The sequence below is a fragment of the Glycomyces sp. YM15 genome (genome assembly GCF_016918015.1).
Classification (GTDB): domain Bacteria; phylum Actinomycetota; class Actinomycetes; order Mycobacteriales; family Micromonosporaceae; genus Glycomyces.
The window spans coordinates 234971-258881 of sequence record NZ_JAERMK010000003.1; the positions used below are offsets into that span (position 1 = coordinate 234971).

At 69.3% G+C, this 23911-nt stretch carries 19 protein-coding genes and 2 tRNA genes; 5 read left to right on the forward strand and 16 right to left on the reverse strand.

The annotated features are described in order from the left end of the window. Window positions 1-130: 130 nt before the first annotated feature. Entirely contained in the window at window positions 131-1393 is a 1263-nt protein-coding gene (locus tag JHY01_RS05450; RefSeq protein ID WP_205324590.1) for a glycoside hydrolase family 30 beta sandwich domain-containing protein, read from the reverse strand. A 207-nt stretch (window positions 1394-1600) separates the two neighbouring features. On the opposite strand from JHY01_RS05450, the gene JHY01_RS05455 reads away from it, so the two are divergent. Both JHY01_RS05455 and JHY01_RS05460 read left to right on the forward strand, forming a co-directional pair. Continuing rightward, entirely contained in the window at window positions 1601-2371 is a 771-nt protein-coding gene (locus JHY01_RS05455) for an NAD(P)-binding domain-containing protein (RefSeq protein ID WP_205324591.1), read from the forward strand. 160 nt (window positions 2372-2531) lie between these two features. After that, window positions 2532-3371: a DUF4097 family beta strand repeat-containing protein gene (locus JHY01_RS05460; RefSeq protein WP_205324592.1), complete on the forward strand. Its 840-nt coding sequence runs from the start codon at window positions 2532-2534 to the stop codon at window positions 3369-3371. A gap of 15 nt (window positions 3372-3386) precedes the next feature. Here JHY01_RS05460 and JHY01_RS05465 read toward each other — a convergent pair whose 3' ends face one another. Beyond that, window positions 3387-6500 (reverse strand): BTAD domain-containing putative transcriptional regulator, encoded by a 3114-nt coding sequence (locus JHY01_RS05465; RefSeq protein ID WP_307814259.1) that lies wholly within the window; start codon window positions 6498-6500, stop codon window positions 3387-3389. A gap of 282 nt (window positions 6501-6782) precedes the next feature. On the opposite strand from JHY01_RS05465, the gene JHY01_RS05470 reads away from it, so the two are divergent. Further along, on the forward strand, window positions 6783-7328 hold the full coding sequence (locus JHY01_RS05470; RefSeq protein ID WP_205324593.1) for an RNA polymerase sigma factor: 546 nt from the start codon (window positions 6783-6785) through the stop codon (window positions 7326-7328). Continuing rightward, window positions 7321-7569, forward strand: a complete 249-nt coding sequence (locus JHY01_RS05475; protein ID WP_205324594.1) for a hypothetical protein — start codon at window positions 7321-7323, stop codon at window positions 7567-7569. Before JHY01_RS05470 ends, JHY01_RS05475 begins: the two co-directional genes overlap by 8 nt. 36 nt (window positions 7570-7605) lie before the next feature. Here JHY01_RS05475 and JHY01_RS05480 read toward each other — a convergent pair whose 3' ends face one another. Continuing rightward, window positions 7606-8589: a GlxA family transcriptional regulator gene (locus JHY01_RS05480; protein WP_205324595.1), complete on the reverse strand. Its 984-nt coding sequence runs from the start codon at window positions 8587-8589 to the stop codon at window positions 7606-7608. Between the two features lie 71 nt (window positions 8590-8660). Here JHY01_RS05480 and JHY01_RS05485 point away from each other — a divergent pair, with 71 nt between their 5' ends. Beyond that, complete coding sequence (locus tag JHY01_RS05485; RefSeq protein WP_205324596.1) at window positions 8661-9932, forward strand: MFS transporter; 1272 nt, start codon at window positions 8661-8663, stop codon at window positions 9930-9932. 41 nt (window positions 9933-9973) lie between these two features. On the opposite strand, the gene JHY01_RS05490 is transcribed toward JHY01_RS05485, so the two are convergent. The 13 genes from JHY01_RS05490 to dnaA form a co-directional block, all read right to left on the reverse strand. Next, window positions 9974-10735, reverse strand: coding sequence for a DinB family protein (locus tag JHY01_RS05490; protein ID WP_205324597.1), 762 nt, complete (start codon window positions 10733-10735; stop codon window positions 9974-9976). Window positions 10736-10827: 92 nt separating this feature from the next. Next, window positions 10828-10900: transfer RNA gene (locus JHY01_RS05495), tRNA-Ala, on the reverse strand. Window positions 10901-11013: 113 nt separating this feature from the next. Further along, a complete protein-coding gene (locus tag JHY01_RS26395; RefSeq protein WP_218125197.1) occupies window positions 11014-11145 on the reverse strand; it encodes a DLW-39 family protein in 132 nt (43 codons plus the stop codon). Window positions 11146-11259: 114 nt separating this feature from the next. After that, window positions 11260-11850, reverse strand: a complete 591-nt coding sequence (locus JHY01_RS05500) for a flavodoxin family protein (RefSeq protein WP_205324598.1) — start codon at window positions 11848-11850, stop codon at window positions 11260-11262. A 128-nt stretch (window positions 11851-11978) separates the two neighbouring features. Further along, a tRNA-Ile gene (locus JHY01_RS05505) sits at window positions 11979-12055 on the reverse strand. Window positions 12056-12215: 160 nt separating this feature from the next. Beyond that, the gene (locus JHY01_RS05510) at window positions 12216-12911 is read right to left on the reverse strand and encodes a DUF3566 domain-containing protein (protein ID WP_205324599.1); all 696 of its coding nucleotides are present in this window, start codon (window positions 12909-12911) and stop codon (window positions 12216-12218) included. Beyond that, entirely contained in the window at window positions 12912-15338 is a 2427-nt protein-coding gene (gene gyrA / locus JHY01_RS05515; RefSeq protein ID WP_240192443.1) for a DNA gyrase subunit A, read from the reverse strand. A 122-nt stretch (window positions 15339-15460) separates the two neighbouring features. Then, a complete protein-coding gene (gene gyrB / locus JHY01_RS05520; protein ID WP_205324601.1) occupies window positions 15461-17419 on the reverse strand; it encodes a DNA topoisomerase (ATP-hydrolyzing) subunit B in 1959 nt (652 codons plus the stop codon). Between the two features lie 300 nt (window positions 17420-17719). After that, window positions 17720-18175, reverse strand: a complete 456-nt coding sequence (locus tag JHY01_RS26400) for a DciA family protein (protein ID WP_205324602.1) — start codon at window positions 18173-18175, stop codon at window positions 17720-17722. Beyond that, window positions 18165-19301 (reverse strand): DNA replication/repair protein RecF, encoded by a 1137-nt coding sequence (recF, locus tag JHY01_RS05530; protein WP_205324603.1) that lies wholly within the window; start codon window positions 19299-19301, stop codon window positions 18165-18167. Before recF ends, JHY01_RS26400 begins: the two co-directional genes overlap by 11 nt. A gap of 21 nt (window positions 19302-19322) precedes the next feature. Continuing rightward, complete coding sequence (gene gnd, locus JHY01_RS05535) at window positions 19323-20198, reverse strand: phosphogluconate dehydrogenase (NAD(+)-dependent, decarboxylating) (RefSeq protein ID WP_205324604.1); 876 nt, start codon at window positions 20196-20198, stop codon at window positions 19323-19325. Between the two features lie 81 nt (window positions 20199-20279). Further along, window positions 20280-21428 carry a DNA polymerase III subunit beta gene (gene dnaN, locus JHY01_RS05540; RefSeq protein WP_205324605.1) on the reverse strand — a complete coding sequence of 383 codons (1149 nt, stop codon included), beginning with the start codon at window positions 21426-21428 and terminating at the stop codon, window positions 20280-20282. 392 nt (window positions 21429-21820) lie between these two features. Next, the gene (gene dnaA / locus JHY01_RS05545; protein ID WP_205324606.1) at window positions 21821-23653 is read right to left on the reverse strand and encodes a chromosomal replication initiator protein DnaA; all 1833 of its coding nucleotides are present in this window, start codon (window positions 23651-23653) and stop codon (window positions 21821-21823) included. Window positions 23654-23911: the final 258 nt, after the last annotated feature.

A 23911-nucleotide genomic window follows, 5' to 3' on the forward strand; every position in this document is an offset into this window, starting at 1 on the left:
GGCGCGTCGGTCACTTGGACGATGTGGCGGTGCTTTCGGGCCTTGGGTCCTCCCTCGGGTCGGCGGGCGCCCTCGCGGGCGCCCGCTTCGAGTAAGTGGAGTACCCGCATTCGCCGGGTTCTCACCCGCGTCAGTTGATGACGAACGTCCGAATGCTGCGGGCGGGCAGCTGCGCGCCGAACGAGCCGTTCGTCATGGTGGGGGAGGCATAGGCGGCGAGGGTGTTGTTGGCGTCGGTCAGCCAGGTCGAGACGGTGGCATTGCCGCCGCCCTGCACGGTGAACGGGAAGTAGGCGGGGGACGAGTTCTTGTTGATGGCGACGATGACGATCCGGGCGCCGCTCTTGAACGCCGTGATGTAGACGTTCGACTGGGGGTTCGCGGTCGCGGTGATCCGCTGGTAGCCGGGCCGCACCCACTTCGAGAAGTGCGCCATGTTCGCGCCGCGCTTGGAGATCGTGCCGTCCTCGCGCATGGGGCCGTAGCTGCGGCGGATGTACCACCACACGTAGGTCTGGAAGCGGCCGTACACGAGCGCGCGGTGCATGTGCTCGCCGGTGTCGAGCGCGCCGGGCCAGAGGTCGGCCGAGTCGCTGCTGTTGGGGTGGTAGACCTCGGTCATCCAGAGTTCCTTGCCGCCGCCCTTCTGCTGGAACAGCGGGTAGGGGAAGTCGGCGTTCTGGGTGCCGTAGAGGTGGGCGCCGATGATGTCGACGTTGCCGAGGGCCTGGGGGTCGTTGAGGATCGGGTCGGACATGTTCTTGCGGTACTGGAACGATTCAGGCGCGATGACGCGGGTGCCGATCGCGCCGGCGTTCTCGCGGCAGAACCTGAGCATCTCCTGCGGGGTCCAGGCGGTCCAGTCGTGCGCGTAGTCGGGTTCGTTCTGGACGGAGATGCCGTAGAGGTCGACGCCGTTGTTCGCCATGAACTGGTCGAAGTCGTTGAGGTGCTGGACGTAGGCGTTGTACATGTCGTAGCGGAGGCGCTTGCCGCCCGAGAAGGTCTCGGTCATGTGCGCCGGCGGGTTCCAGGGGGAGGCGAACACCTTCGCTCCGAGTGCCCTGGCGCGCTGAGCGGTCGCGACTTCGCGGCTCCAGTTGGCGCGGTCCTCGTGGACGGGGATGCGGAGGATGGAGAAGCCGAGCTGGCCGGCGCCGTTGCCGAACGCGGTGTCGCGCTGGGCGGCGGTGAGGTCGGCGATCCAGACGCTGTGGTTCATGCCGCCGAAACCCTGGATGGTCTGCTGCACGGTCCCGGGTTCGACGGTGATGGTCGTCTGGGCGGCGGCCGGTGCGGCGGCGGCGAGTACCGGGAGTGCCGCGCCCGCGGTGATGAGGGATCGCCGTTTCAGCTTGGCCTTCGCGGTCCCGGGTTCGTTCGGATGACGCATCGTTGCTCCTCCTGATTGCGAGAATCTTCGAAAATTTCGAGATACCGTTTGCCGATTTCAGGATAATTTTCGACTTGACGAGGTGTCAATGCCTGGTAAAACACTAATTTTTATTGATAGACCTCAATGCCATGCTCCGAAACTTTCGGCCCTTGGCTCGCCTCGGATCCGTGCACTAGCCTCAAACCCGACGACAAGGAGCACGCAGTGGAACGCATCGGATTCATCGGCGTAGGCGAGATCAGCAAGGCCATGGTGGAAGGACTCTGCGACGGCGTCGAAAGCCCGCCCGCCATCGACCTCTCCCCGCGAGGAGCCGCCACCGCCGCCGAACTGGCCGCGAAATACCCCGACGCCGTCGTCCGTGCGAGCAACCAGGAGGTCGCCGACCACGCCGACGTCGTGGTCCTCGCCCTGCGACGCGCCGACCGCGGCGCCCTCGCCGGACTCCGCGTCGGCGCCGACAAGACCGTCGTCAACGTGATCCCCGGTGTGCCGCACGACGAACTGCGCGAACTCCTCGACACCGAGGCCGACCTCGTCTCGGCCATCCCCCTGCCCACCGTGCGCGAACGCCGGTCCGTCACCGTCACCTACCCGGCCCACCCGGTGGCCGACGCGCTCTTCGACCGCCTCGGCGGCGCCCAACCCGTCGCGGACCTGACGGCCTACAACGTCTGCTCCTCGCTCTCGAGCACCATCAGCACCCACTACGCCTACCTCGCCGCCCTCACCGACTGGGCCGCCCGGCACGGCGTCCCCACCGAAGCCGCCGACCGCTACCTCCGCAGCCTCTACCAGAACGTAGGACGCTCACTCGGCGACGAGACCCGCACCCTTCACCGCCTCGCCGCCGAACACGAGACGCCCGGCGGCAGCAACGAGCGCGTCCGCACCACCTGGTTCGACGAGGCCAACACCGAAGCCCTCGGCACCGCCCTCGACGGACTCCTCGCCGACCTCGAGAAGCCGGAGTGAAGAAAGGCGCGGTGAAGAAAGGCGCGGTGAAGAAAGGCGCGGTGAGCGGGGAACCGACACGCGTCAGGACCGACGACAGGCGAAAGCAAGCCCGGTGACAGCACGGAGGCCCATCGTTATGGCATCAAGCCAGCGAGGCCACACCGAAAGAGGCACCGAGATGCACACCTTCAACACCCCCGCGCCGATCACCGCCGCCGTCGACATCATCCTCGGCGACATCCGCTTCACCGCCGCCGACCGCACCGACACCACCGTCAAGGTCGAACCGATCGACCCGACCCGCAAGCTCGACGTCGAAGCCGCCGAGAAGGTCAACGTCGAATTCGAAGCCGGCAGGCTGCGCGTCTGGCACCCCAGGCTCCGCGCCGCCTTCACCCGCAAATTCGGATCCGTCCGCATCACCGTGGCACTCCCCACCGGCTCCAACGTGCAGGGCGACACCGCCGACGGCGAATACGCCGTGCGCGGCCGGGTCGGCGCCTGCACCCTCAAGAACGCCATCGGCGACATCAAAGTCGCCGAGGCCGATGCGGTGAAGCTCAAGACCACCGGCGGCCGCGTCCACGTCGACCAGGTCCACGGCGAAGCGGAGGTCAGCGGCAGCGGCGACATCAAGGTCCACCGCGTCGGCGGCGAGGCGACGGTGAAGAACATCGGCGGCACCACCTGGATCGGCGAAGCCGACGGCGACCTCCGCGTCAACTCCGCCAACGGCCCCATCGCCATCGACACCGCCCACGCCGCCGTCGACGCCAAGACCGCGATCGGCGACATCACGGTCGGCACGATCGGCACCGGCACCGTCGAACTCACCACCGCCATCGGCAGGCTCCAGATCGGCGTCCCCCAGGGCACCGCCGTCGAACTGGACGCGAAGTCCGCGACGGGCCGCGTGCACCAGCACACGGCGGTGCAAGGCACCCCCGAGCACGCCGTGAAAGTGCGCGCCCGCACCAGCGGCGGCGACATCCACGTCAATCCGGCGCTGGCGCACTAACGACCTTGCGCGCCTTCACGAACCGAGAACGGACTCCGCCAACGCGTTCCAGTCCCGTTCCCGGCCGGCGCCCGCCGCCTCGTCGAACGCCGCTTCGCCGAGGCGGTTCCGCGCGTCCTCAGCGATCCGCACGCCGTCGAACACCGTCAGATCCACCGCGCCGCGGACCACGTCCGCCGCCGCCAGCAGCCGCACGGCCTCGACGTCCTTCCCCTGCCGCACAGCGAGATCCGCGATCCCGATCAGCGCTTGCGCGATCATCGGAGGGTACGACAACCCCACCGCCGCCTCGAGCGCCTCCCGCCGCAAGCCGCGCGCCCGGTCGAGGTCGTCGGTGAGATAGCCGCTGAAGTCGAGCACCGCGAACTGGATCCCGACCCCTTCGGTCTCCGGCTGGACCGCCGCCGTCGACACCAGTTCGCGCGCCTCGTCCAGGTCCCCGCGCCAGCGCGCCAAGTGCGCCTTCGCGAACGTCAGCTCGGCGATCGTGCCCGGCCACGAGATCCCGGCCGCGAGCGCCTCCGCCTGCGCCAGCGCCGCGGCGCTGGCGCGCTCGTCGCCGTGCAGCCAGTAGAGCTGGGCCTGGCGCACCCGCGCGCTGAGGACCTCTTCGGTGGAGCCGAGTTCGGCGAGTGCCGCGGCCGCCTCGTCGATCTGCTTGCAGGCCTTGGCGAACTGACCGCGTGCGGCGATCCGCTCGGCCAGGAACATGATCGCCGAGGAGACGCCCCAGCGGTCGCCGATGGCGCGGAACTCGTTGAGGGACAACTCGACGTCGCTGTCCACATCGGTCTCGTCGCTGCCGATCACGAGCCGCAGGCGGCCGCGCGCGAGCCGCGCCTGCGCCCGCACCCACGGGTCGGCGTCGGCCACGAGCGGATCGAACGCGGAGAGGAAGTCCGTGGGGGCCTCCAGCATTCGCGCGAGCGGCGCGATGAAGCCGAGCATCTGGTGGCGGGAGCTGCTGCGCCGCGCCGCCGCGTTCGCGGCCTGGATCCACTCCTGCGCCTGGTACTGGTCGCCGCCGTAGCCGGAGGTGAGGAACATGGCGACGACGGTGCCGTTCAGGGCCCGGATGTCGTCCGGCGCTGCGCCTTCGAGGGAGCCCGCGGCGACGGCGAGCTCGAGCCCCTCGGTGCGGTGCCCGCTGAGGTACCAGTACCAGCCGGCGGCGCCGGTGAGCCGCATCGCCTCGGCGGCCCAGCCGTCGGCGATCGCAGAACGCAGGGCCGCGTTGATGTTGTCGTGCTCGGTTTCGAGGGCGGCGAGCCAGGTCAGCTGCTCGGCGCCGCGCAGGTGCGCGTCGGCGGTCTCGGCGAGTTCGGTGACGTGGTCGAGGTGCGCGCGGCGGGCGGCGGCCGGGTCGCCGTCCTCGGTGAGGCGCTGGGCCGCGTACTCGCGGATGGTGTTGAGCATCCGGTAGCGCGGCTCGCCCTCGCCGTCGGTGCGCAGCAGCGACTTCTCGGTGAGGGCGGTCAGTAGGTCGAGGGCGAACTCTCCTGGGGGGCAGACTCGTTCGGCCGCTTCGAGGCTCACGCCGCCGGTGAAGACCGAGAGGCGTCGCAGGAGCTCGCGTTCGGCCTCGCTGAGGAGGTCCCAGCTCCAGTCGACGACCGCTCGGAGGGTCCGGTGGTGGGCCATCGCGGTGCGGCTGCCGCCGGTGAGGAGCTGGAAGCGGTCGTCGATGCGGTCCGCCAGCTGGTCGACGGACATGGTGCGCAGGCGGGCCGCGGCCAGTTCGATCGCGAGCGGCATCCCGTCGAGCGCCCGACAGATTCGAGCCATAGTGGACAGTGTGGCCTCGTCGCCGCCGATGTTGCGGCGCACGGCCTCGGCCCGGTCCCTCAAGAGCCGCACGGCGGGGGAGGCGGCGGCCTCCTGCGGGCTCGCGTCCTCGGCCGGCAGCGCGAGCGGCTCGACCTGCCACAGCGCCTCGCCGGTGATGCCGAGCGGCTCCCGGCTGGTGGCGATGATGCGCAGACTCCGGCAATCGCCGAGGAGCCGGTGGGTGAACGCCGAGACCTCCTCGATCACGTGCTCGCAGTTGTCGAGGACGAGCAGCATCACGCGGTCGCGGATCGCGGCCGTGAGCCGCTCCGTCGCGTCGCCGCCCGCCGCGCCCTGCTGGTCGCGCAGCCCGATCGCGGTCAGGACCGCTTGCGCCAGTTCGCCTTCGGCGTCGAGCGGCGCCAGCTCCACGAGCCACGCCCCGTCCGGCAGGTCACCGAGCATCGACCGCGCGGTCTCACTCGCGAGCCGGGTCTTGCCCGCGCCGCCCGGGCCCGCGAGCGTGACGAGGCGATGCCGGGACGCCAGGTCGGCGACGGCGGCGATGTCGTCTTCCTTCCCCACGAACGCGGTCAGCTCCGCGCGCAGGTTCGTGCGGCGACTCGTAGTGCGGCCGCCGATCTCGCCGCGCAGCAGTGCGATGTTCAACGCCGAGAGCTCCGCGGAGGGGTCCACGCCCAGCTCCTCGCCCAGCCGCTCCGAGAGCTGCTGATACACCGTGAGCGCCTCCGCGCCACGCCCGGCCTCGGCGAGCGCCCGCATCAGAGCCGCCACGAAACCCTCGCGCATCGGGTACTTCGCGACCAGGTCGGTCAGCTCGGTGACGAGGTCCGCGCCGCGCCCGAGCCGCACCTCGGCCTCCACCCGGTCGCCCAGCACCGAGACGTACCGCTCGTTCAAGCCCACGACCACCGCGTCGAACGCCTTGCTGCCCAAAAGGGCGATGCCCTCCATGGCGGCACCCCGCCACAGGCCCAGGGCCTCCCGCAAGAGCTCGACCTTCTCGGCGTCCTCGGCGTCGCGGGCCCGCGCGACCAGGGCCTCGAAGCGGCCCACGTCCACCGCATCGGGCGCCACCGCCAGCAGGTACCCGCCGGCCTTCGACTCGACCGAGCCCTTAGGGAGGGCCTTGCGCAGGCGGGACACCAAGACCTGCAAGGCGTTCGCCTCATCGGAGGGCGGTTCCTCGCCCCAGATCCAGTCGACCAGCCGCGTCCGCGGCACGATCCGCCCGGGCTCGAGCGCCAGCGCCGCCAGCAGCGCCCTCGACCGCGCCCCGGGGATCTCGAGGGTCTCATCGCCTACGTGCACCTGAAACGCGCCCAGCAATCCGATTCTCACCGCCTCATCTTGCCGCACCGGCGTCCATCGATACAACGCCGATACATTCGGAGCGAGCGCGAGAAGACCCGGACCGGAGCGAATCCTTTGCGCCGGCGCCCGCCTCTCTTGTCCGTCCGGTCAGATGGGCCGGTCCGGAGGTGGAGGTCGTCGTGGTCGTCGGTATCGCAGTCGGAGTTCTGTTGCTGCTCATGGGCATGTGCAGCGTCGCGGTGCTCCGGAGGAGGGCACGGTCGTTGAGGGGGCGGTCTTCGAAGGGACGGTCTTCGAATGGACAGTCGCGTGGCTGAGACGAGCTGGCCGGGCGAGGCGCTGATCGCCGCCGCGCAGGACGGGGACAGCCGGGCGATCACCGCGCTGGTCTCGGGCTCGCACCCGCACGTGCGCCGGTTCGCGCATTCGCTCTGCGCCACACCGCAGGACGCGGAGGACGCGGCGCAGGAGGCGCTCATCATCCTGTACCGCAAGATCGGGATGCTGCGCGCCACCGGAGCGCTCGCGGCGTGGATGTTCCGCATCGTGCGCAACGAATGCGTGCGCCGCGCCATGGCCGTGCGCCATCGCGGCCCACTCCCCGAACGGGTCGCGCCCTCCGCCGAGGAGGAGGCGCTGCAGCTCCTGGAGGCCGGGATCGTCGCCGAAGCGATCGCCGCCCTGCCGTCCGAGCAGCGCCGGGTGCTCATCATGCGCGACGTCCAGGGCTACAGCGGCCGCATGACCGCCGACGCCCTCGGCATCAGCACGGCCGCCATGAAATCCCGGCTCCACCGCGCCCGCGCCGCCGTCCAGGCGGGCCTGGGCCGCACCGAAGGGGACCGCCGTGCGTGAGGGGAGCTTCGCGAGCGCGTCCGTGTCGCGCCACGTGGTGCGCGGCGTCATCGGTTTCGGGGCCGTGATCGCCGCGGTAGCGCTGCTGCCGGTGTTCGGCTGGCCGACCCTGGTCCTCGTCCCGCTGGGCATGCTCGCCCTGCGCGGCTGCCCGGTCTGCTGGGTCCTCGGCCTCATCGAGACGATCTCCAGGGGCCGCCTCCGACGCGAATGCGCCGACGGCGCCTGCCGGCTGCGCTGAACCCCTTTGGCGGCGGCCTGGGGCCGCCGCCGAAGGTCACCGGCCCGCGAACGTCCGCCGGTACGCACTCGGCGAAACCCCCAGCACCGCCTGGAAATGCAACCGCATCGCCGAAGCCGAACCGAACCCCGCGTCGGCCGCGACCTGGTCCACCGACCGGTCGGAACGCTCGAGAAGGTGCCGGGCCCGCTCCACCCGCTGATGCAGCAGCCACCGCTGCGGAGAAGTGCCGACCTCCTCGCGGAAACGGCGCGTGAACGTCCGCACGCTCATCGCCTCGCACTCGGCGAGCTGCCGCAGCGTCAACGGCTCGTGAAGCCGCTCCAGCGCCCACGCCCTGGCCGCGCCCGTCGAATGCATCCCCGCCTCGGGAACCGGCCGTTCGATGTACTGCGCCTGCCCGCCGTCCCGGAACGGCGGCACCACCGCCCGCCGCGCCACCAGGTTCGCCACGGCCGCACCGAAATCCAACCGCACCAAATGCAAGCACAGATCGAAGCCCGAGGCCACGCCCGCAGAAGTGAACACGCCGCCGTCCTCCGTGTAGAGCACCTCCGGTTCGAGCCGCACCCGCGGGAACAGCTCCCGGAACCGCTCGGCCGCATCCCAGTGCGTCGTGGCCCGCCGTCCGTCGAGCACCCCCGCCGCCGCGAGCGTGAACGAGCCCGTGCAGATCGACGCCAACCGCGCCCCCGGCCGCACCAGCGCCAGCGCCGCCGCGAGCGGCACCGACAGGCGGCCGTGGCGGTAGGTGTCATCCCACTCGTGCTCAGACGGCACCACGACCGTGTCGGCCTCGGCCAACGCCTCTGGCCCGTGCGGCACGTTCACCGTCACATCGGTGTCCGTGCGCACCGCACCGGGCTCCAGCGCGCACGTCGCGACCTCGTACAACAGCTCGCCCGATGCGCTTCGGGCCGTACCGAACACGCGGTGCGCGATGCCGAGCTCGACCGGCAGCAGCCCATGGCGGACGAACACGGCCACACGGTGCCGCCCAGATTCCCGGAACACGCTCATGGCCTGATCCTCGCACATATTGGCCTGCGGGCCACTGGTGACCGCCACCGCGAGAACCGATGCTTGAGCACATGTCCGTCACCGCCCCGCAGGCCCCCGAACGCCTCGCGACCAAAGGCCCCCACCGCGCCTGGTTCGTCGCCGCCGTCGCCTTCACCGCCCTCGTCGGCGCGGCCGCCTTCCGCGCCACCCCGAGCGTCTTCATCGAACCGCTGCACGAGGAGTTCGGCTGGTCGCACGGGACGATCTCGGCCGCGATCTCACTGAACATCCTCCTCTACGGCCTGTTCTCACCGTTCGCCTCCGCACTGCAGGAGCGGTACGGGATCCGCAGGGTCGTCTCGATCGCGCTGGCCCTCATCGCCGCCGGCTCCGGCCTCACCGTGTTCATGACCGCGTCCTGGCAGCTGGTCCTCGCATGGGGCTTCATCGTCGGGATCGGCACCGGCTCGATGGCGATGGCGTTCGTCGCGACCATCACCAACCGCTGGTTCATCGAACGCCGCGGCCTCGTCAGCGGCATCCTCACCGCGGGCGGGGCCGCCGGGCAGCTGGTGTTCCTGCCGCTGGTGGGGCTCCTCGTCGTAGGCCCGGGCTGGAGGGCCGCCTCGCTCCTCGTCGCCGCCACCGCGCTCGCCATGGTTCCGTTGGTGCTCTTCGTGATCCGCGACCGACCCGAGGACGTGGGGCTGCGCCCGTACGGCGCCGGAGCCGACTACGAGACCCCGGAGCCGCCCACGGCGGGCGCGGTGCGCCGCACCCTGGGCGCTCTGGCGGCCGCGAGCCGCACCCGTGCGTTCTGGCTCCTCGCCGGGACGTTCGCGATCTGCGGGGCCTCTACGAACGGCCTGGTCGGCGCGCACTTCGTGCCGGCCGCCCACGACCACGGCATGCCGCTGACCGCGGCCGCGTCGCTGCTCGCCGTCATCGGGATCGTCGACCTCATCGGCACGATCTTCTCCGGCTGGCTCACCGACCGCTTCAACCCGCGGCACCTGCTGTTCGTCTACTACGCGCTGCGCGGGGTGTCCCTGCTCGCCCTGCCCGCGCTGTTCGCCGACAGCGTCCACCCGCCGATGATCTTCTTCATCATCTTCTACGGCCTCGATTGGGTCGCCACCGTGCCGCCCACGATCGCCTTGTGCCGCGAGCACTTCGGGGAAGACGGCGCGGTCGTCTTCGGCTGGGTCCTCGCCTCCCACCAGGTCGGGGCGGCCCTCATCGCCTCTGCCGCGGGTCTGGCCCGCGACCTCACGGGCGCCTATGACCTCGCCTGGTTCACCTCGGGCGCGCTGTGCGCACTCGCCGCGGCGATGTCCCTGGCGATCAAGCGCAAGGCCTGACTCCCCGTTGCCGCACGGACCACCTCGTGGCCCAAGGCGTCTCAGCGGGCTTCGAGGACCGCCAGGTCGCGCAGCGCGTACTGCCGATGCTCGCAGTGCTCGTTGAGGACCACCCGGAAGCAGGTCGCGACGGCGACCGTCTCGGGCCCCCACCCGGGCGCCGGCTCCCCGGTCCGGGTCTCCTCCAGCGAAGCCTCGGTGGCGTCCGCCAGGGCCGCCCGGACCTGGGCCGCCCGGTCCGCGCGCACCTCCAGGACCTCCGCGAGCGAGGGCCGCGCCGCGGTGTCGACGCCGATCTCGACGGCCCTGTCGGCCGGGTAGTCGCCCGTGGGCATGCCCAAGCGGTGGTACGGGCGCTTCTCGCCGCGGAGCATGCGGCCGATCCACACGTCGGTGGCGAACACCAGGTGCCGCAGGGTCTCCACGAACGACCACTCCTCGTCGACGCGCTCGTGCAAGGCCGCCTCCGGCAGCCGCATGGCGCGCGCGACGGTGCTCTCCCACAAGCTCTCGAGAAGCGTCCACATCGCACGGAGATCCTGGAGCGAGCGCACCTCGCGCAGCGTGATGCGCTCGGGATGGCGCCGGTCGAGCTCCGCGTTGACGAATGCGGTGACGTCGACGTCGTTGACCACCACGCGCTCCAGTTCCCCGGCGTGGCCGTTGATGCGGAAATTGGTGATGGCGGACCCGGAGATCTTGACGTCGCTGACGTCGCAGTCGCGCAGCACGGCACCGGAGAGGTCCACGGAGGCGAACCGCGCGCCCTTGAAATCGGCGGTGTGGTCAAAGGTTGCGATCATCGGCACATGGTGCCAGGGGCCACCGACACAGGCCGTAAACAGAACGAACCGCCCGCGACCTCAGATGAGGTCGCGGGCGGTCTTCCAGGCGGTGGAGCCTAGGAGAATCGAACTCCTAACCCCCTGCTTGCAAAGCAGGTGCTCTGCCAATTGAGCTAAGGCCCCTCGGTCAGTCGCGCGGACTGAACCCTACGAGACTGGACCTCCCCAGTATCGCCGCCGCGCTCACTGCAACAGCGAGGATACCCGGGTCGCAGTGAACTGGCTAACGCGATTCGCTAGCGCACGTCTTCGGCGGAGGTGGTGGCCTCGTGCCACAGGGTGCGGTCGTCGTTGATCGACTTGACCTTCTTGGCCACGACGAACGCGACCGTTGCCACGCCGGCGACGATCAAGATCTTCTTCCACATGGACCCAGGCCCCCATATCAGAGATTGCCGCGTACAGCAACGCCGCGATCGGCATTGCACGATGCGCCTCAGCATAGCGAACCTTGCCCCGCCCGACCGCCGGGCCGGTGCCTGTCAGAAGAGGAGGTTCGGAGTCGCGGTGGGGGAGCCGTCGAAGAAGGCCTCGGCGGCCGCGTGGGCACTCCCGTCGCGGTCGACGTCGCCGGGGCGGGAGCCGTTGCCGAGGAGCACGCCCCGCCAGTCCATCTTCAGGTAGCCGGCGGTCAGGCGCAGCGCGCCTGCGAGCGGCACGGCCGCGGCCGGGTCGTCGTCTCCGGCGACGGTGACGCCCCACAGGCGCCGGCCCGCCATCCGGGCCCTGAAGTCCAGGCCGGGGACGCGCAGCCAGCCCGACCAGTAGTCGAGGTAGTTCTTCACCGGGCCGCTCACGGTGTACCAGTACAGGGGCGAGGCGATCACGATGTCGGTGGCGGCGAGGGTCGCGTCCTGCACGAGTCGCTCGGCGCCCTCCGCGAAGGGCGTGACGCCGTCCCCGGTGTGCCGGCGGTCGGTGAACGGCGGCAGGCCCAGCTCACCGAGGTGGATCCAGCGCTGCGCGGTTCCCGGTGCGAGGTGCTCGGCGGCGGCGCGGGCGAGGGCCTCGGTGTTGCCGCCGGTGCGGGCGGAGCCGAGGAGGAACAGGAACGAGCGGGGGGCGTCGGTCATGGCGGGTGACTTTCTCAGAAGGGCGTGCTGACGGGTCGACTGGTGCAAGGCCCGGGGACGGCCGGCCTATTCCGCGCCGCGATGCGGGCCACAGGCATGAAAAAACCCGCCGGTGAACGGCGGGTTGTTGGTGGGCGTACCAAGACTCGAACTTGGGACCTTCGAGTTATCAGCTCGACGCTCTAACCACCTGAGCTATACGCCCTTATAGGTTGCGGCCTCATCGGCAGCGCTGGGAAAGATTACCTCATGCCTGTACGATCCGCCGAACAGGCCCCCTGTCATAAGGGACGGCCGTCACTGGGCCGATTCGGGAGGGCGAATGCCCGCGACCGGGTGGCCGCGGGCATTCGCTTCGCTTGTCGCTAGTCGCGTTCGGCGAGGGTCACCTCGACGCCGCCGACGAGGTCGGCGCACACGTTGTAGATGAACGAGCCGAGCGTCGCCAGCGCCGTGAACAGGACCATGTTCACCACGCCGAGCAGGGCCGCGGCCCCGATGACGCCCTTCGCGGTGATCCGGAAGGTCTCCGTGCCCGCGGCCGCGTCATCGGTGCTGGTGCCCATGAGCATCTGCAGCATGTCGTTGACGGTGTCGAAAACGCCCATCGCGTCGAGCGCGATGTACAGGACCGTGGTCGCCACGACCATCACGATGAACAGCACGATCGAGACGGCGAACGAGAACTTCATCACCGACCAGGGGTCGATCCGCTTCAGCCGCAGGCGGGCCCGGCGCGGACCGCGTGCGGCCGCCTGGCTCACCGCGGCGCGCGCGGCGCGGACGGCGTCCGCGACACGGGCCGAGGAGGCCACGCCCGCGGCCTGGTTGGCCGCGGTGTTGCCCGTGGACGACGGGATCGACTCCGGTGTGACCGGCGGCGGCGTCATGCCCGGCGGGCGGCGCAGCGTCAACGTCTGGTCCTGGGCCTGAGCTGACGGCGGAGCAGAGACGGATGACACCGAGTCATCTGATTTCGTCTGCTCGGACGCCTCGGAGTCGAACTCCGGGACGTCGTCTTCGCGCTCGGTCTCCGCAGCGGTGGCCTTCGCGTCGGTCATCTACTCGTCCTGCCCCTCATCGGGTTCCGGTTCCTCGGCGCTCTGGGTGATCGCGAGCAGCGAGACCTCGTCGGGCAGGTCGATCAGCTTGACGCCCATAGTGTTGCGGTCCGAAGTCTGACGGACCGGCTGCACCGGAGTCCTGATGACGCCTCCCTCCGAGGTGATCGCGAACAGCTCGTCGTCCGGCGTCACCGACAGCGCCCCCACCAGGTCGCCGCGCCGTTCCGTGATCTTCGCGGTCAGGACGCCCTTGCCACCGCGGCCCTGCTGCGGGTACGCGTCGACAGGAGTCCGCTTCGCGTAGCCGCGGCTGGTGGCCACGAGGATGTCCATATTATCGCGCAGAACGATCATGGTGAGCAGTTCGTCGTCCCCCACGAACCGCATCCCGATCACACCGCTGGTCGCGCGGCCCATGGGCCGCAGCGCCTCGTCGGTCGCCTGGAAGCGGATCGACTGGGCCTTGCGCGAGACCAGCAGCAGGTCGTCCTCCTGCTGGATGAGCGCCGCGCCCACGAGCTCGTCGCCGTCGCGCAGGTTGATGCCGACGATGCCGCCGGTGCGGGGCGAATCGAAATCGGTGAGCTTCGACTTCTTGACCAGGCCGTTGCGGGTCGCGAGCACCAGGTACGGGGTGACCTCGTAATGGGCCAGCTGGATGACCTGCGCGATGTGCTCGTCCGGGCCGAACGCCAGGATGTTCGCCACATGCTGCCCGCGGGCCGTGCGGCTCGCCTCCGGCAGCTCGTAGGCCTTCGCCCGGTAGACGCGGCCCTTGTTGGTGAAGAACAGGATCCAGTCGTGCGTGGTGCACACGAAGAAGTGGCTGACGATGTCGTCCTGCTTGAGCTGCGCGCCCTGGACGCCCTTCCCGCCGCGCTTCTGCGAGCGGAACGAGTCGGTCTTGGTGCGCTTCACATAGCCGCCGCGGGTGATCGTGACCACGATGTCCTCGCGGGCGATGAGGTCCTCCATGGACACTTCGCCGGCGTCGGGCATGATCACGGTCCGGCGCTCGTCGCCCCAGCGGGCCACGACCGCGCCGAGCTCCTCGCGGAGGATCAGGCGCTGCCGCTCGGGCTTGGCGAGGATGTCGGCCAGGTCGGCGATCTTGGTCTCGATCTCGGTGAGCTCGTCGATGATCCGCTGCCGCTCCAACGCCGCCAGGCGCCGCAGCTGCATGTCGAGGATCGCGACGGCCTGGATCTCGTCGACGTCGAGCAGGCTCATGAGGCCCTGCTTCGACTCCTCGGCCGAAGGCGAGCGGCGGATGAGCGCGATCGTCTCGTCGAGCAGGTCGAGGGCCTTGGCGAGACCGCGCAGGATGTGGGCGCGCTCCTCGGCCTTGCGCATCCGGTACTTGGTGCGCCGCACGATCACTTCGATCTGGTGCGCCACGTAGTAGCGGACCATCTGCGCGATGTTCAGCGTGCGCGGGACGCCGTCGACCAGCGAGAGCATGTTCGCGCCGAACGTGTCCTGCAGCTGCGTGTGCTTGTAGAGGTTGTTGAGCACCACCTTGGGTACCGCGTCGCGTTTGAGCACGATCACGATCCGCATGCCGGTGCGGCCCGAGGACTCGTCGCGGATGTCCGCGATGCCGCCGAGCTTGCCCTCCTTGACGAGGTCGGCGATGCGCTCGGCCAGGTTGTCGGGGTTCACCTGGTAGGGGAGCTCCGTGACGACCAGGCAGGCGCGGCCCTTCGAGTCCTCTTCGACCTCGATCACGGCGCGCATCTTGATCGAGCCGCGGCCCGTGCGGTACGCGTCCTCGATCGCCGCGCGCCCCAGGATCGTGGCGCCCGTGGGGAAGTCGGGCCCGGTGATGATCCCGAGGATCGCCTCGAGGGCCTCCTCCTCGGTGGCCTCCGGGTTGTCCAGGCACCAGTCCACGGCCGCCGCGACCTCGCGCAGGTTGTGCGGGGGGATCTTGGTGGCCATGCCGACCGCGATGCCCTCGGAGCCGTTCACCAGCAGGTTCGGGATGCGCGAGGGCAGGATCGTGGGCTCGGTGGTCTTGCCGTCGTAGTTCGGCTCGAAGTCGACCGACTCCTCGTCGATGTCCCGCAGCATCTCCATCGCGAGCGGCTCGAGGCGCGACTCGGTGTACCGGTGCGCGGCCGCCGGGTCGTTGCCCGGGGAGCCGAAGTTCCCCTGGCCGTCGATGAGCGGGTACCGCAGGCTCCACGGCTGCGCCATGCGCACCAGCGAGTCGTAGATCGCGGAGTCGCCGTGCGGGTGGAACTGGCCCATCACGTCGCCGATGACGCGCGAGCACTTCACGTACCCGCGGTCGGGGCGGTAGCCGCCGTCGTACATCGCGTACAGGATCTTGCGGTGGACGGGCTTGAGGCCGTCGCGCACGTCGGGCAGCGCGCGCCCGACGATCACGCTCATGGCGTAATCGAGGTACGAGCGCGACATCTCCACTTCGATGCCGACCGGCTCGATGCGGCCGTGGCCCTCCGGGATCTCAAGCTGGTCTTGGTTGTTCTCAGGCACCAGTGCTTCCTTGCTTGTCGTCGGAACGTGGTCAGCGGACCGCTTTAGATGTCAAGGAACCTGACGTCTTTGGCGTTCTCCTGGATGAAGCGGCGACGGCTCTCCACGTCCTCACCCATCAGGACGCTGAAGAGCTCGTCGGCGGTTGCCGCATCGTCGAGCTGAACCTGGAGCAGGTTGCGCTGCGCGGGATCCATGGTCGTCTCCCACAGCTCGGTGTAGTTCATCTCACCGAGACCCTTGTAGCGCTGGACGCCGTCGGAACGCCGCGGGTCGGCCTTGCCGGAGGCGACGCCCGCCTCGATGATCCGGTCGCGCTCGGCGTCCGAATAGGCGTAGTCGACCAGGTCGCCCTTCTTGTTCCACTTGATCTTGTACAGCGGCGGCTGGCTCATGTACACGTGGCCGAGCTCGATGAGCGGACGCATGAAACGGAACAGCAACGTCAAGAGCAGGGTGTTGATGTGGTGTCCGTCGACGTCGGCGTCCGACATCAGGATGACCTTGTGGTAGCGGAGCTTCTCGACGTCGAACTCCTCGTGGATCCCCGTGCCGAGGGCGGTGATCATGCCCTGGACCTCGTTGTTCTTGAGGATCTTGTCGAGGCGGGCCTTCTCCACGTTCAGGATCTTGCCGCGGATGGGCATGATCGCCTGCGTACGCGGGTTGCGGCCCTGCTTCGCGGAGCCGCCGGCCGAGTCGCCCTCGACCACGAAGATCTCGCACTCCTCCGGGTTCGTCGACTGGCAGTCCGCCAGCTTGCCCGGCATCGACGAGGTCTCCAGCAGGCTCTTGCGGCGGGCCAGCTTGCGGGCCTGCGCGGCGGCCTTGCGGGCGTTCGCCGCGCTCGAGGCCTTCTGGACGATGATCCGCGCTTCCTTCGGGTGGCGGTCGAGCCAGTCGGGCAGGTGCTCGTTGCAGACGCGCTGCACGAAGCCCTTGACCTCGGTGTTGCCGAGCTTGGTCTTCGTCTGGCCCTCGAACTGCGGCTCGCGCAGCTTCACCGAGATGATCGCGGCCAGGCCCTCGCGGATGTCGTCGCCGGAGAGGCGGTCCTTCTCGGACTTGATGATCTTCTTCTCGAGGCCGTACTTGTTGACGGCGTTGGTGAGCGCCGAGCGGAAGCCCTCTTCGTGGGAGCCGCCCTCGTGGGTGTTGATGCCGTTCGCGAACGTGTAGACCGATTCGCCGTACGACTCGTTCCACTGCATCGAGATCTCGAGGGACTGGCCGTCCTCCTCGGCGTTGAAGGCGACCACCGTGGGGTGGATGGCGTTCTTGGAGGCGTTGAGGTGGCGCACGAAGTCGGCGATGCCCTCGTCGTACTTGAAGGTCACCTCCTTGACGCCGGTCTCCTCGTCGATGTGGTCCGGGCGCTCGTCCCGGAGGGTGATCGCGAGGCCGCCGTTGAGGAAGGCCATCTCCTGGAGGCGGCGGTAGATCGTCTTGTAGTCGAAGTCGAGGGTGACGAAGATGTCCCCGTCGGGCCAGAAGGTGAGCACCGTACCGGTCTTGTCGGTCGGCTCGCCCTTCTCCAGCGGGCCCGGCTGGGCGTGCTTGTAGTCCTGGCGCCACACGTAGCCGTTGCGGCAGATCTCGATCGAGATCCGGGTGGACAGGGCGTTGACGACCGAGACGCCGACGCCGTGCAGACCACCGGAGACCGCGTACGACTCCGAGTCGAACTTGCCGCCCGCGTGGAGGACGGTGAGGGCCACCTCGACACCGGGCTTCTTCAGCTTCGGGTGGAGGTCGACCGGGAAACCGCGGCCGTTGTCCTCGACCCGGACGCCGCCGTCGTCGGTGAGCGTCACGAGGATGTCGGTGCAGTAGCCGGCCAGCGCCTCGTCGACCGAGTTGTCGACGACTTCCCAGATGAGGTGGTGCAGGCCGCGCTCGCCGGTCGAGCCGATGTACATGCCCGGCCGCTTCCTGACGGCCTCGAGGCCTTCGAGGACTGTGAGCGAACTGGCGCTGTAATCGTCCTGCTGCTTCGCCGCCACCGGCAACTCCTTCTGTCGTCGTTCACAGTCAGTAGTGAAAAGTTAGTCCATGGCTGTGACACTTTTCAGTCATCTGACCTCGGACCTGCTTGAATGTCCGGTCCAGAGGCGCCCGTGGGCGGGCCGACCATGGCAGTGCCGCCACAACAATGGCCGGGCGCTGCGAGCGCCGGCCGGACTGCATCCGTCAAGTCTACTTGGCTCGGACTTCTGTAACCGCTTCCGTGCGCCTCGTTGTCGTCACAGTCGCATCGAGGGGCGGGGACATGAACCCCCCTACGGACTTAGGGGTGCGTGGCTTCAGAACGTGTCACGGGAGCCATTAAACCGTACTCGCCTCGGGCCGTAGGAACGAGTCGGCTGCTGCGGTCCGACGATCCGCAGTCGCTTCACGACGCTGGGGCCGAGCGCCGCGGCGAGTTTGCCGTGGATCTGGCGGGAGAACAACCGCAGCTGCGTGGCCCAGGCGGTCGACTCGGCGACGACGAGGAGCTCGCCGTTCTCCAGGCTCTGGGGCCTGCAGTGGCTCGCGATGTCGGCGCCGACGATGGCCTCCCAGCGGCCGAACACCGACGCGTCGGCCACTTTGCGCGTCCAGCCGTTCTTGCGCACGACCTGGGGGAGGAGGCTCCCGAGGGTCTCGGGGTCGCGCTTGTCGGGCCCGGGACCGGACCACTCCTTGCGGAAGCGCGGGTCGTCGGACTTACCGCGCCGCCGGGGACGCGGGCGGTAGTCGTAGCCGCCGTTAGAGGACACGTTTGACCTCCCCTTCCCACACGTCGTAGCGGGCGCCCGTGAGCCGCTCGGGGACGTCCCCGGCGACGGCGCAGGTGATGAGCGTCTGCGGTGCGGCTTCGGCGTATTCCGCCAAGCGCTCGCGCCGTGTGGCGTCCAGCTCGGCGAACACGTCGTCGAGGATGAGGATCGGGGCGGTGCCGTCCGCGCGCAGGAGTTCGAAGGCGCCCAAGCGGAGCGCGAGCGCCACCGACCAGGTCTCGCCGTGTGAGGCGTAGCCCTTCACCGGAAGAGCGCCGAGTTGCAGGTCGAGGTCGTCGCGGTGCGGGCCGACCAGGGTCGTGCCGCGCTCGACCTCCTTGGCGCGGGCCCCGGCGAGCGCGGCGCCGAGGCGGGCGGTGAGGACGTCCTGGTCGGCGGTGAGGTCGCCGCCGAGCTCCGATTCGTAGGCCAGGTGCACTTCGGCGCGGCCGTCCGCGATCTTCGAGTGGGCCTTGCCGATCGGCTCGGTCAGGTCCTCGAGGAGCGCGAGGCGCCCGGCCATGAGCTCGGCGCCGTGCCGCGCGAGGTGCGCGTCCCAGGCGTCGAGGGTGGCCATCTCGGCCCCGCCCGGACCGCGGCCGCCGGTCTTCTTCGCCAGGTAGGCCGTGCGAAGGAGCGTGTTGCGCTGTTTGAGGACCCGCTCGTAGTCGGCGCGGACCCCGGCGTAGCGCGGGAAGCGCGCGCACAGCAGCTCGTCGAGGTAGCGGCGGCGGGCGGAGGGCTCGCCGCGGACCAGCGCCAGGTCCTCGGGGGCGAACGCGATGGCTTTGAGCGCGCCGATGATCTCGCGGGGGCGGGAGAGGGCGGTCTTGTTCAGGCGGGCCTTGTTCGACTTGCCGGGGACGATCGCCAGCTCGGCGAGGAGGCGGCGGGAGTCGTGGAGGATCTCGGCGCGGATGACGGCCTGCTCGCAGCCCTGCCGGACCAGGGGGGCGTCGGAGGAGACGCGGTGGGAGCGGAGGTTCGCCAGGTAGATCAGGGCCTCGACCAGGTTGGTCTTGCCGTGTCCGTTGGGGCCCACCAGGATCGAGGGCCCCTCGTCGAACAGGACTTGGGCGTGCGCGTAGGACCTGAAGTCCGTCAATTGCAGCTGTCGTACACGCACGCCTCTATGATGCCGCTTCGGCTATTCCGACTTGACGGCGTGTCCGCCGAATTGGTTGCGCAGCGCCGCGACGGCCTTCATCGCCGGGGAGTCCTCCTGGCGGGAGGTGAAGCGCGCGAACAGCGACTCGGTGATCGCCGGGAGCGGGACGCGCAGGCGGATGCCCTCGTCCACGGTCCAGCGGCCCTCGCCGGAGTCCTCGACGTAGCCCTTGACGCGGGCCAGCTCGGGGTCGTCGGTGAGCGCCCGGTCCATGAGGTCGAGCAGCCAGGAGCGGATCACGGTGCCCGAGCGCCAGGACTTGAAGATCTCGGGCACGTTGTCGACGTGCTCGGAGGCCTCGAGCAGCTCGTAGCCCTCGGCGTAGGCCTGCATCATGGCGTACTCGATGCCGTTGTGCACCATCTTGGCGTAGTGGCCCGCGCCGACGCCGCCGGCGTGCACGAAGCCGAATTCGCCTTCGGGCTTGAGCGCGTTGAAGATCGGCATGAGGCGCTCCACGTCGCCGTCGGCGCCGCCGACCATGAGCGCGTAGCCCTCGGTGATGCCCCAGACGCCGCCGGAGACGCCCGCGTCGACGTAGCCGATGCCGCGCTCGGCCAGGAGCGCGGCGTTCACGGCGTCGTCGGTGAAGCGCGAGTTGCCGCCGTCGATGACGATGTCGCCCTCGGACAGGAGCGCGCCCAGTTCGGCCACGGTGGACCTGGTGGGCTCCCCGGCGGGGACCATGACCCAGATGGCGCGCGGGCCTTCGAGGGCGGCGACGAGTGCTTCCAAGGAGTCGACGTCGGCGACGTCGGGGTTGCGGTCGTAGCCGACGACCTGGTGTCCAGCCTTTTCGAGCCGCAACTTCATGTTGCCGCCCATCTTGCCGAGCCCGATCATGCCGAGTTGCATGTCGCGCCCCCCTTCACTTTTGAGTCCAGAAGGTTCCGCTTTGGCGGAGTACGCGCCAGGGTCACTCACGTCGTTGTGCGGTCAGGCGTCCCAACGCAATGGTTGCAGCATGTACAGGTACACGTCGTGGTTTGTGTCGGACTCCTCATCTTCGGGCGCGGGCTGCCCGGTCATCACGACCGGCTTGCCGAGCTCGTTCATCTTGAACGCGGTGTACGGGGCGTCCACAGCGGACAGGCCGTCGAGCAGGTAGGTCGGGTTGAACGCGATCTTGCCCGGCTCGCCCTCGAGCGTGCAGTCCATCGCCTCGGAGGCCTTCGCGTCCTCGGCGCCGCCGGCCTCGACCACGAGGCCGTCCTCGTCGAACGAGAGGCGGATCGGCGAGTTGCGGTCGCCCACGAGCGCGACGCGGCGGGCGACCTCGATGAGTTCGGAGGTCTTGACGCGCAAGGTCGTCGCGTACGAGGTGGCGAGCAGGCTGCGCAGCGGCGGCAGCTGGCCGTCGAGCACGCGGGAGGTGGTCTGGCGGCCGCCCGCGATGAAGCCGATCATACCGGGGGCGCCCTCGGTGCCGGTGGGCACGGCGATCGTCACAGGGCCGGAGAAGGACCCGAAAGTGCGGGCGGTGTCCGCGAGGGCCTTGGCCGGTACCAGGACCGTGACGGCCACGTCAGAGGCCCCGGGCTCCCACGAGGAGTCGCGGATGGCCATGCGGTAGCGGTCGGTGGCGAGCATCCCGATGCCGCCGCCGGTCATCTCGACCTGGACGCCGGTCATCGTCGGCAGGGTCTCGTCCTTGCCTGCGGCGACGGCGGTCTGCGCGACGGCCTTCGCGAACTCGTCGGCGTCGATGGTGCCGATGGCCTCGGGCATCTGCGGCAGGCTCGGGTAGTCCTCCAGCGGCATCGTCGGCAGGGTGAAGCGCGCCGAACCGCAGGTGAGTTCCGCGTGGGGGCCGTCGACGACGAAGTCGACGGGCTTGTTCGGGAGGGCCTTGACGATCTCCGAGAGCAGCTTGCCGGAGACCAGGGCGGTTCCGGCGGACTCGCCGGTGACGTCGACGGTGACACGGGTGGAGATCTCGTAGTCGAAACCGGAGATCGTCAGCTTGCCCTCGTCGACGGACAGGCGGGCGCCCGCGAGGACGGGAACCGACGGGCGGGCCGGGAGGCTCTTGGCGGTCCACGAGACAGCGTCGGCAAAGGTGTCTCGGTCAACTTGGAACTTCATGGTTGCTCCTTCGCGGCTGTTGCTCGGTTGTGCACAGCGCTATTACTAATGAACTCTCTATAGATATAACTGTCGTCGTAGTCGTCGGTGCTGTGGAAACTGTGGAAAACCCGCCTTTTCGCAGGTCCTTCCGGTTTCAGGGCTGTGGACGGACTGTGCATAACCTGTGGATGAATCAGGAGCTTATCCACAGCCCCTGACAATCGCCGAGTTTTCCACATCTCATCCACAGGTCTGTCCACAGCTTTTCCACAGGTTATGCACAGGGTTACCCACAGGAAAATCGCGAATGAGTATCGTGCTCTCGCGTGTTTTCCACACTCTGTCCACAGGCTTTCCACAGATATTCGCGGTTATCCACAGGTTTTCCACAGAGTTGTCCACAGGCCCGCTCATTCGTCGGTGTGTTTCAAACGGTTCGTCAATTCCGCGATCTGCGTGTAGAGCGCCCGCCGCTCGGCCATCTGCTTGCGAATCTTCTTGTTCGCATGCATGACCGTGGTGTGGTCACGCCCCCCGAACGCCTGGCCGATCCGCGGCAGCGACATGTCCGTGAGCTCCCGGCACAGGTACATCGCGACCTGGCGGGCGTTCACGAGCACCCGCGAGCGCGAGTTCCCCTTGAGGTCGGCCGCCTGCACCCCGAAGTAGTCGGCCGTGGCCTGCATGATCTGGTCGACCGTGACCTCGGTGTTCTTGCCGCTCTCGGGGATGATGTCGTGCAGGACCTCTTCGGCCAGGCCCAGGTCCACCGGCTTGCGGTTGAGGCTCGCGTACGCGGTGACGCGGATGAGCGCGCCCTCGAGCTCGCGGATCGAGTGGTGGATCTGGGTGGCGATGAACTCCACCGCGTCCGTGGGGATGTTGAGGTCGTCCTGCACCGCCTTCTTGCGCAGGATCGCGATCCTCGTCTCCAGGTCCGGCGGCTGGATGTCGGCGAGCAGGCCCCATTCGAAGCGGGTGCGCAGCCGGTCCTCCAGGGTCTGCAGCTGCTTCGGCGAGCGGTCCGAGGAGATCACCAGCTGCTTGTTCGCGTTGTGCAGCGCGTTGAAGGTATGGAAGAACTCCTCCTGCGTGCGCTCGCGGTCCATGAGGAACTGGATGTCGTCGATGAGGAGGATGTCGACGTCCCGGTAGCGGCGCTGGAAGGCCTGCTGCCGCCGGTCGGAGAGCGAGTTGATGAAGTCGTTCGTGAACTCCTCGGTCGTCACGTACCGCACGGACTGGGCCGTGCCCAGGTCGTGGGCGTAGTGGCCGACCGCGTGGAGCAGGTGCGTCTTGCCCAGCCCGGACCCGCCGTAGAGGAACAGCGGGTTGTACGCCTTCGCGGGCGCCTCCGCCACAGCGAACGCCGCCGCGTGCGCGAAGCGGTTGGACGAGCCGATCACGAACGTGTCGAAGTTGTACCGCGGGTTGAGGCGACCCACCCCGTCGATGGCCTTCACGGGGGCGGTGTCCTTGTGCGCCTTCGTGATCCCTCCCCGGCGGGCCGGGTCCGGGTCGTCCGAGGGCGGGGGAGCGACCGGCGGCATCGCACCGTGCTCCTTGCCGCCCTGGCGCGCGGCCGACTCCGAGAGGACCCGTTCGAGCTCCTCCCCGGGAGGCTCGGGGGCGCGCTCCTCCCAGCGGTCGGCCTCGGCGGGGCGGGCCGGCTGGTGCGGGATCGCGGCGGGCCGCTCCACGGGCTCCGCGGGGGACTCGGCGGGCTCGGGCGCACGCGGCGCCTCCGCGTCGCCGGGACGGAAGGCCGCGGTGTCGAAGAGACTCGGCGGATTCTGCGCCGACAACGGCTTGCGGGGCGCGGGCGGCTCGACCGGCTCCTCCACCACCGGTGCCGCGGGCGGCTCGTCGAAGGAGGGCCGCTCGAAGACGATCGTGGCGTCGGCGACCGCAGACCCGTTCACCGGCGGCTCGGGGGCCGCGGGCGGCTCCTCCGCCACCGGCGCGGGCTCGGCCTGCTTCTCCTGCAAGGTGACCGCGATCTGCGTCGGCTGGCCCAGTTGCCGGGAGAGGGCCTCGCTGATCGGGACGCGCAGCTTCGACTCGAAGGCCGAGCGCGCGAACTTGTCCGGGGCGGCGACGATGAACGTGCCGGGCATCGACAGCACCGGCTGCGACAGGCGCATCCACGCGGACTGCTGACGGGTGAGCGCCGACGCGTCAGCCAGCTCGGCGGACACCGCCGACCAGACTGCCGACAGATCTTGGTCGGTCACCTTCGCCATCCCTCGCTTCTTCTGTCCGTGTACGGGCTGTTTCGCGAAGTTCAGAGGCCGCACCAGGTAGGCTCCGATACAGGCGATCCGCACCGCCGCACCCGGTCGTCCCCAGTGCGCTCCAGCAAGTTTTCCACAGGTTATCCACAGGCCTTCAGCTGGCCTGTGCACATGCGCCCCTTGTGACAATGTTTCCTGAATCACGGTCATGACCAGCGCTTTCTCGTGAGCCGGCCGACGAAGCCGTTCTGGTGACAACGAAGTCGT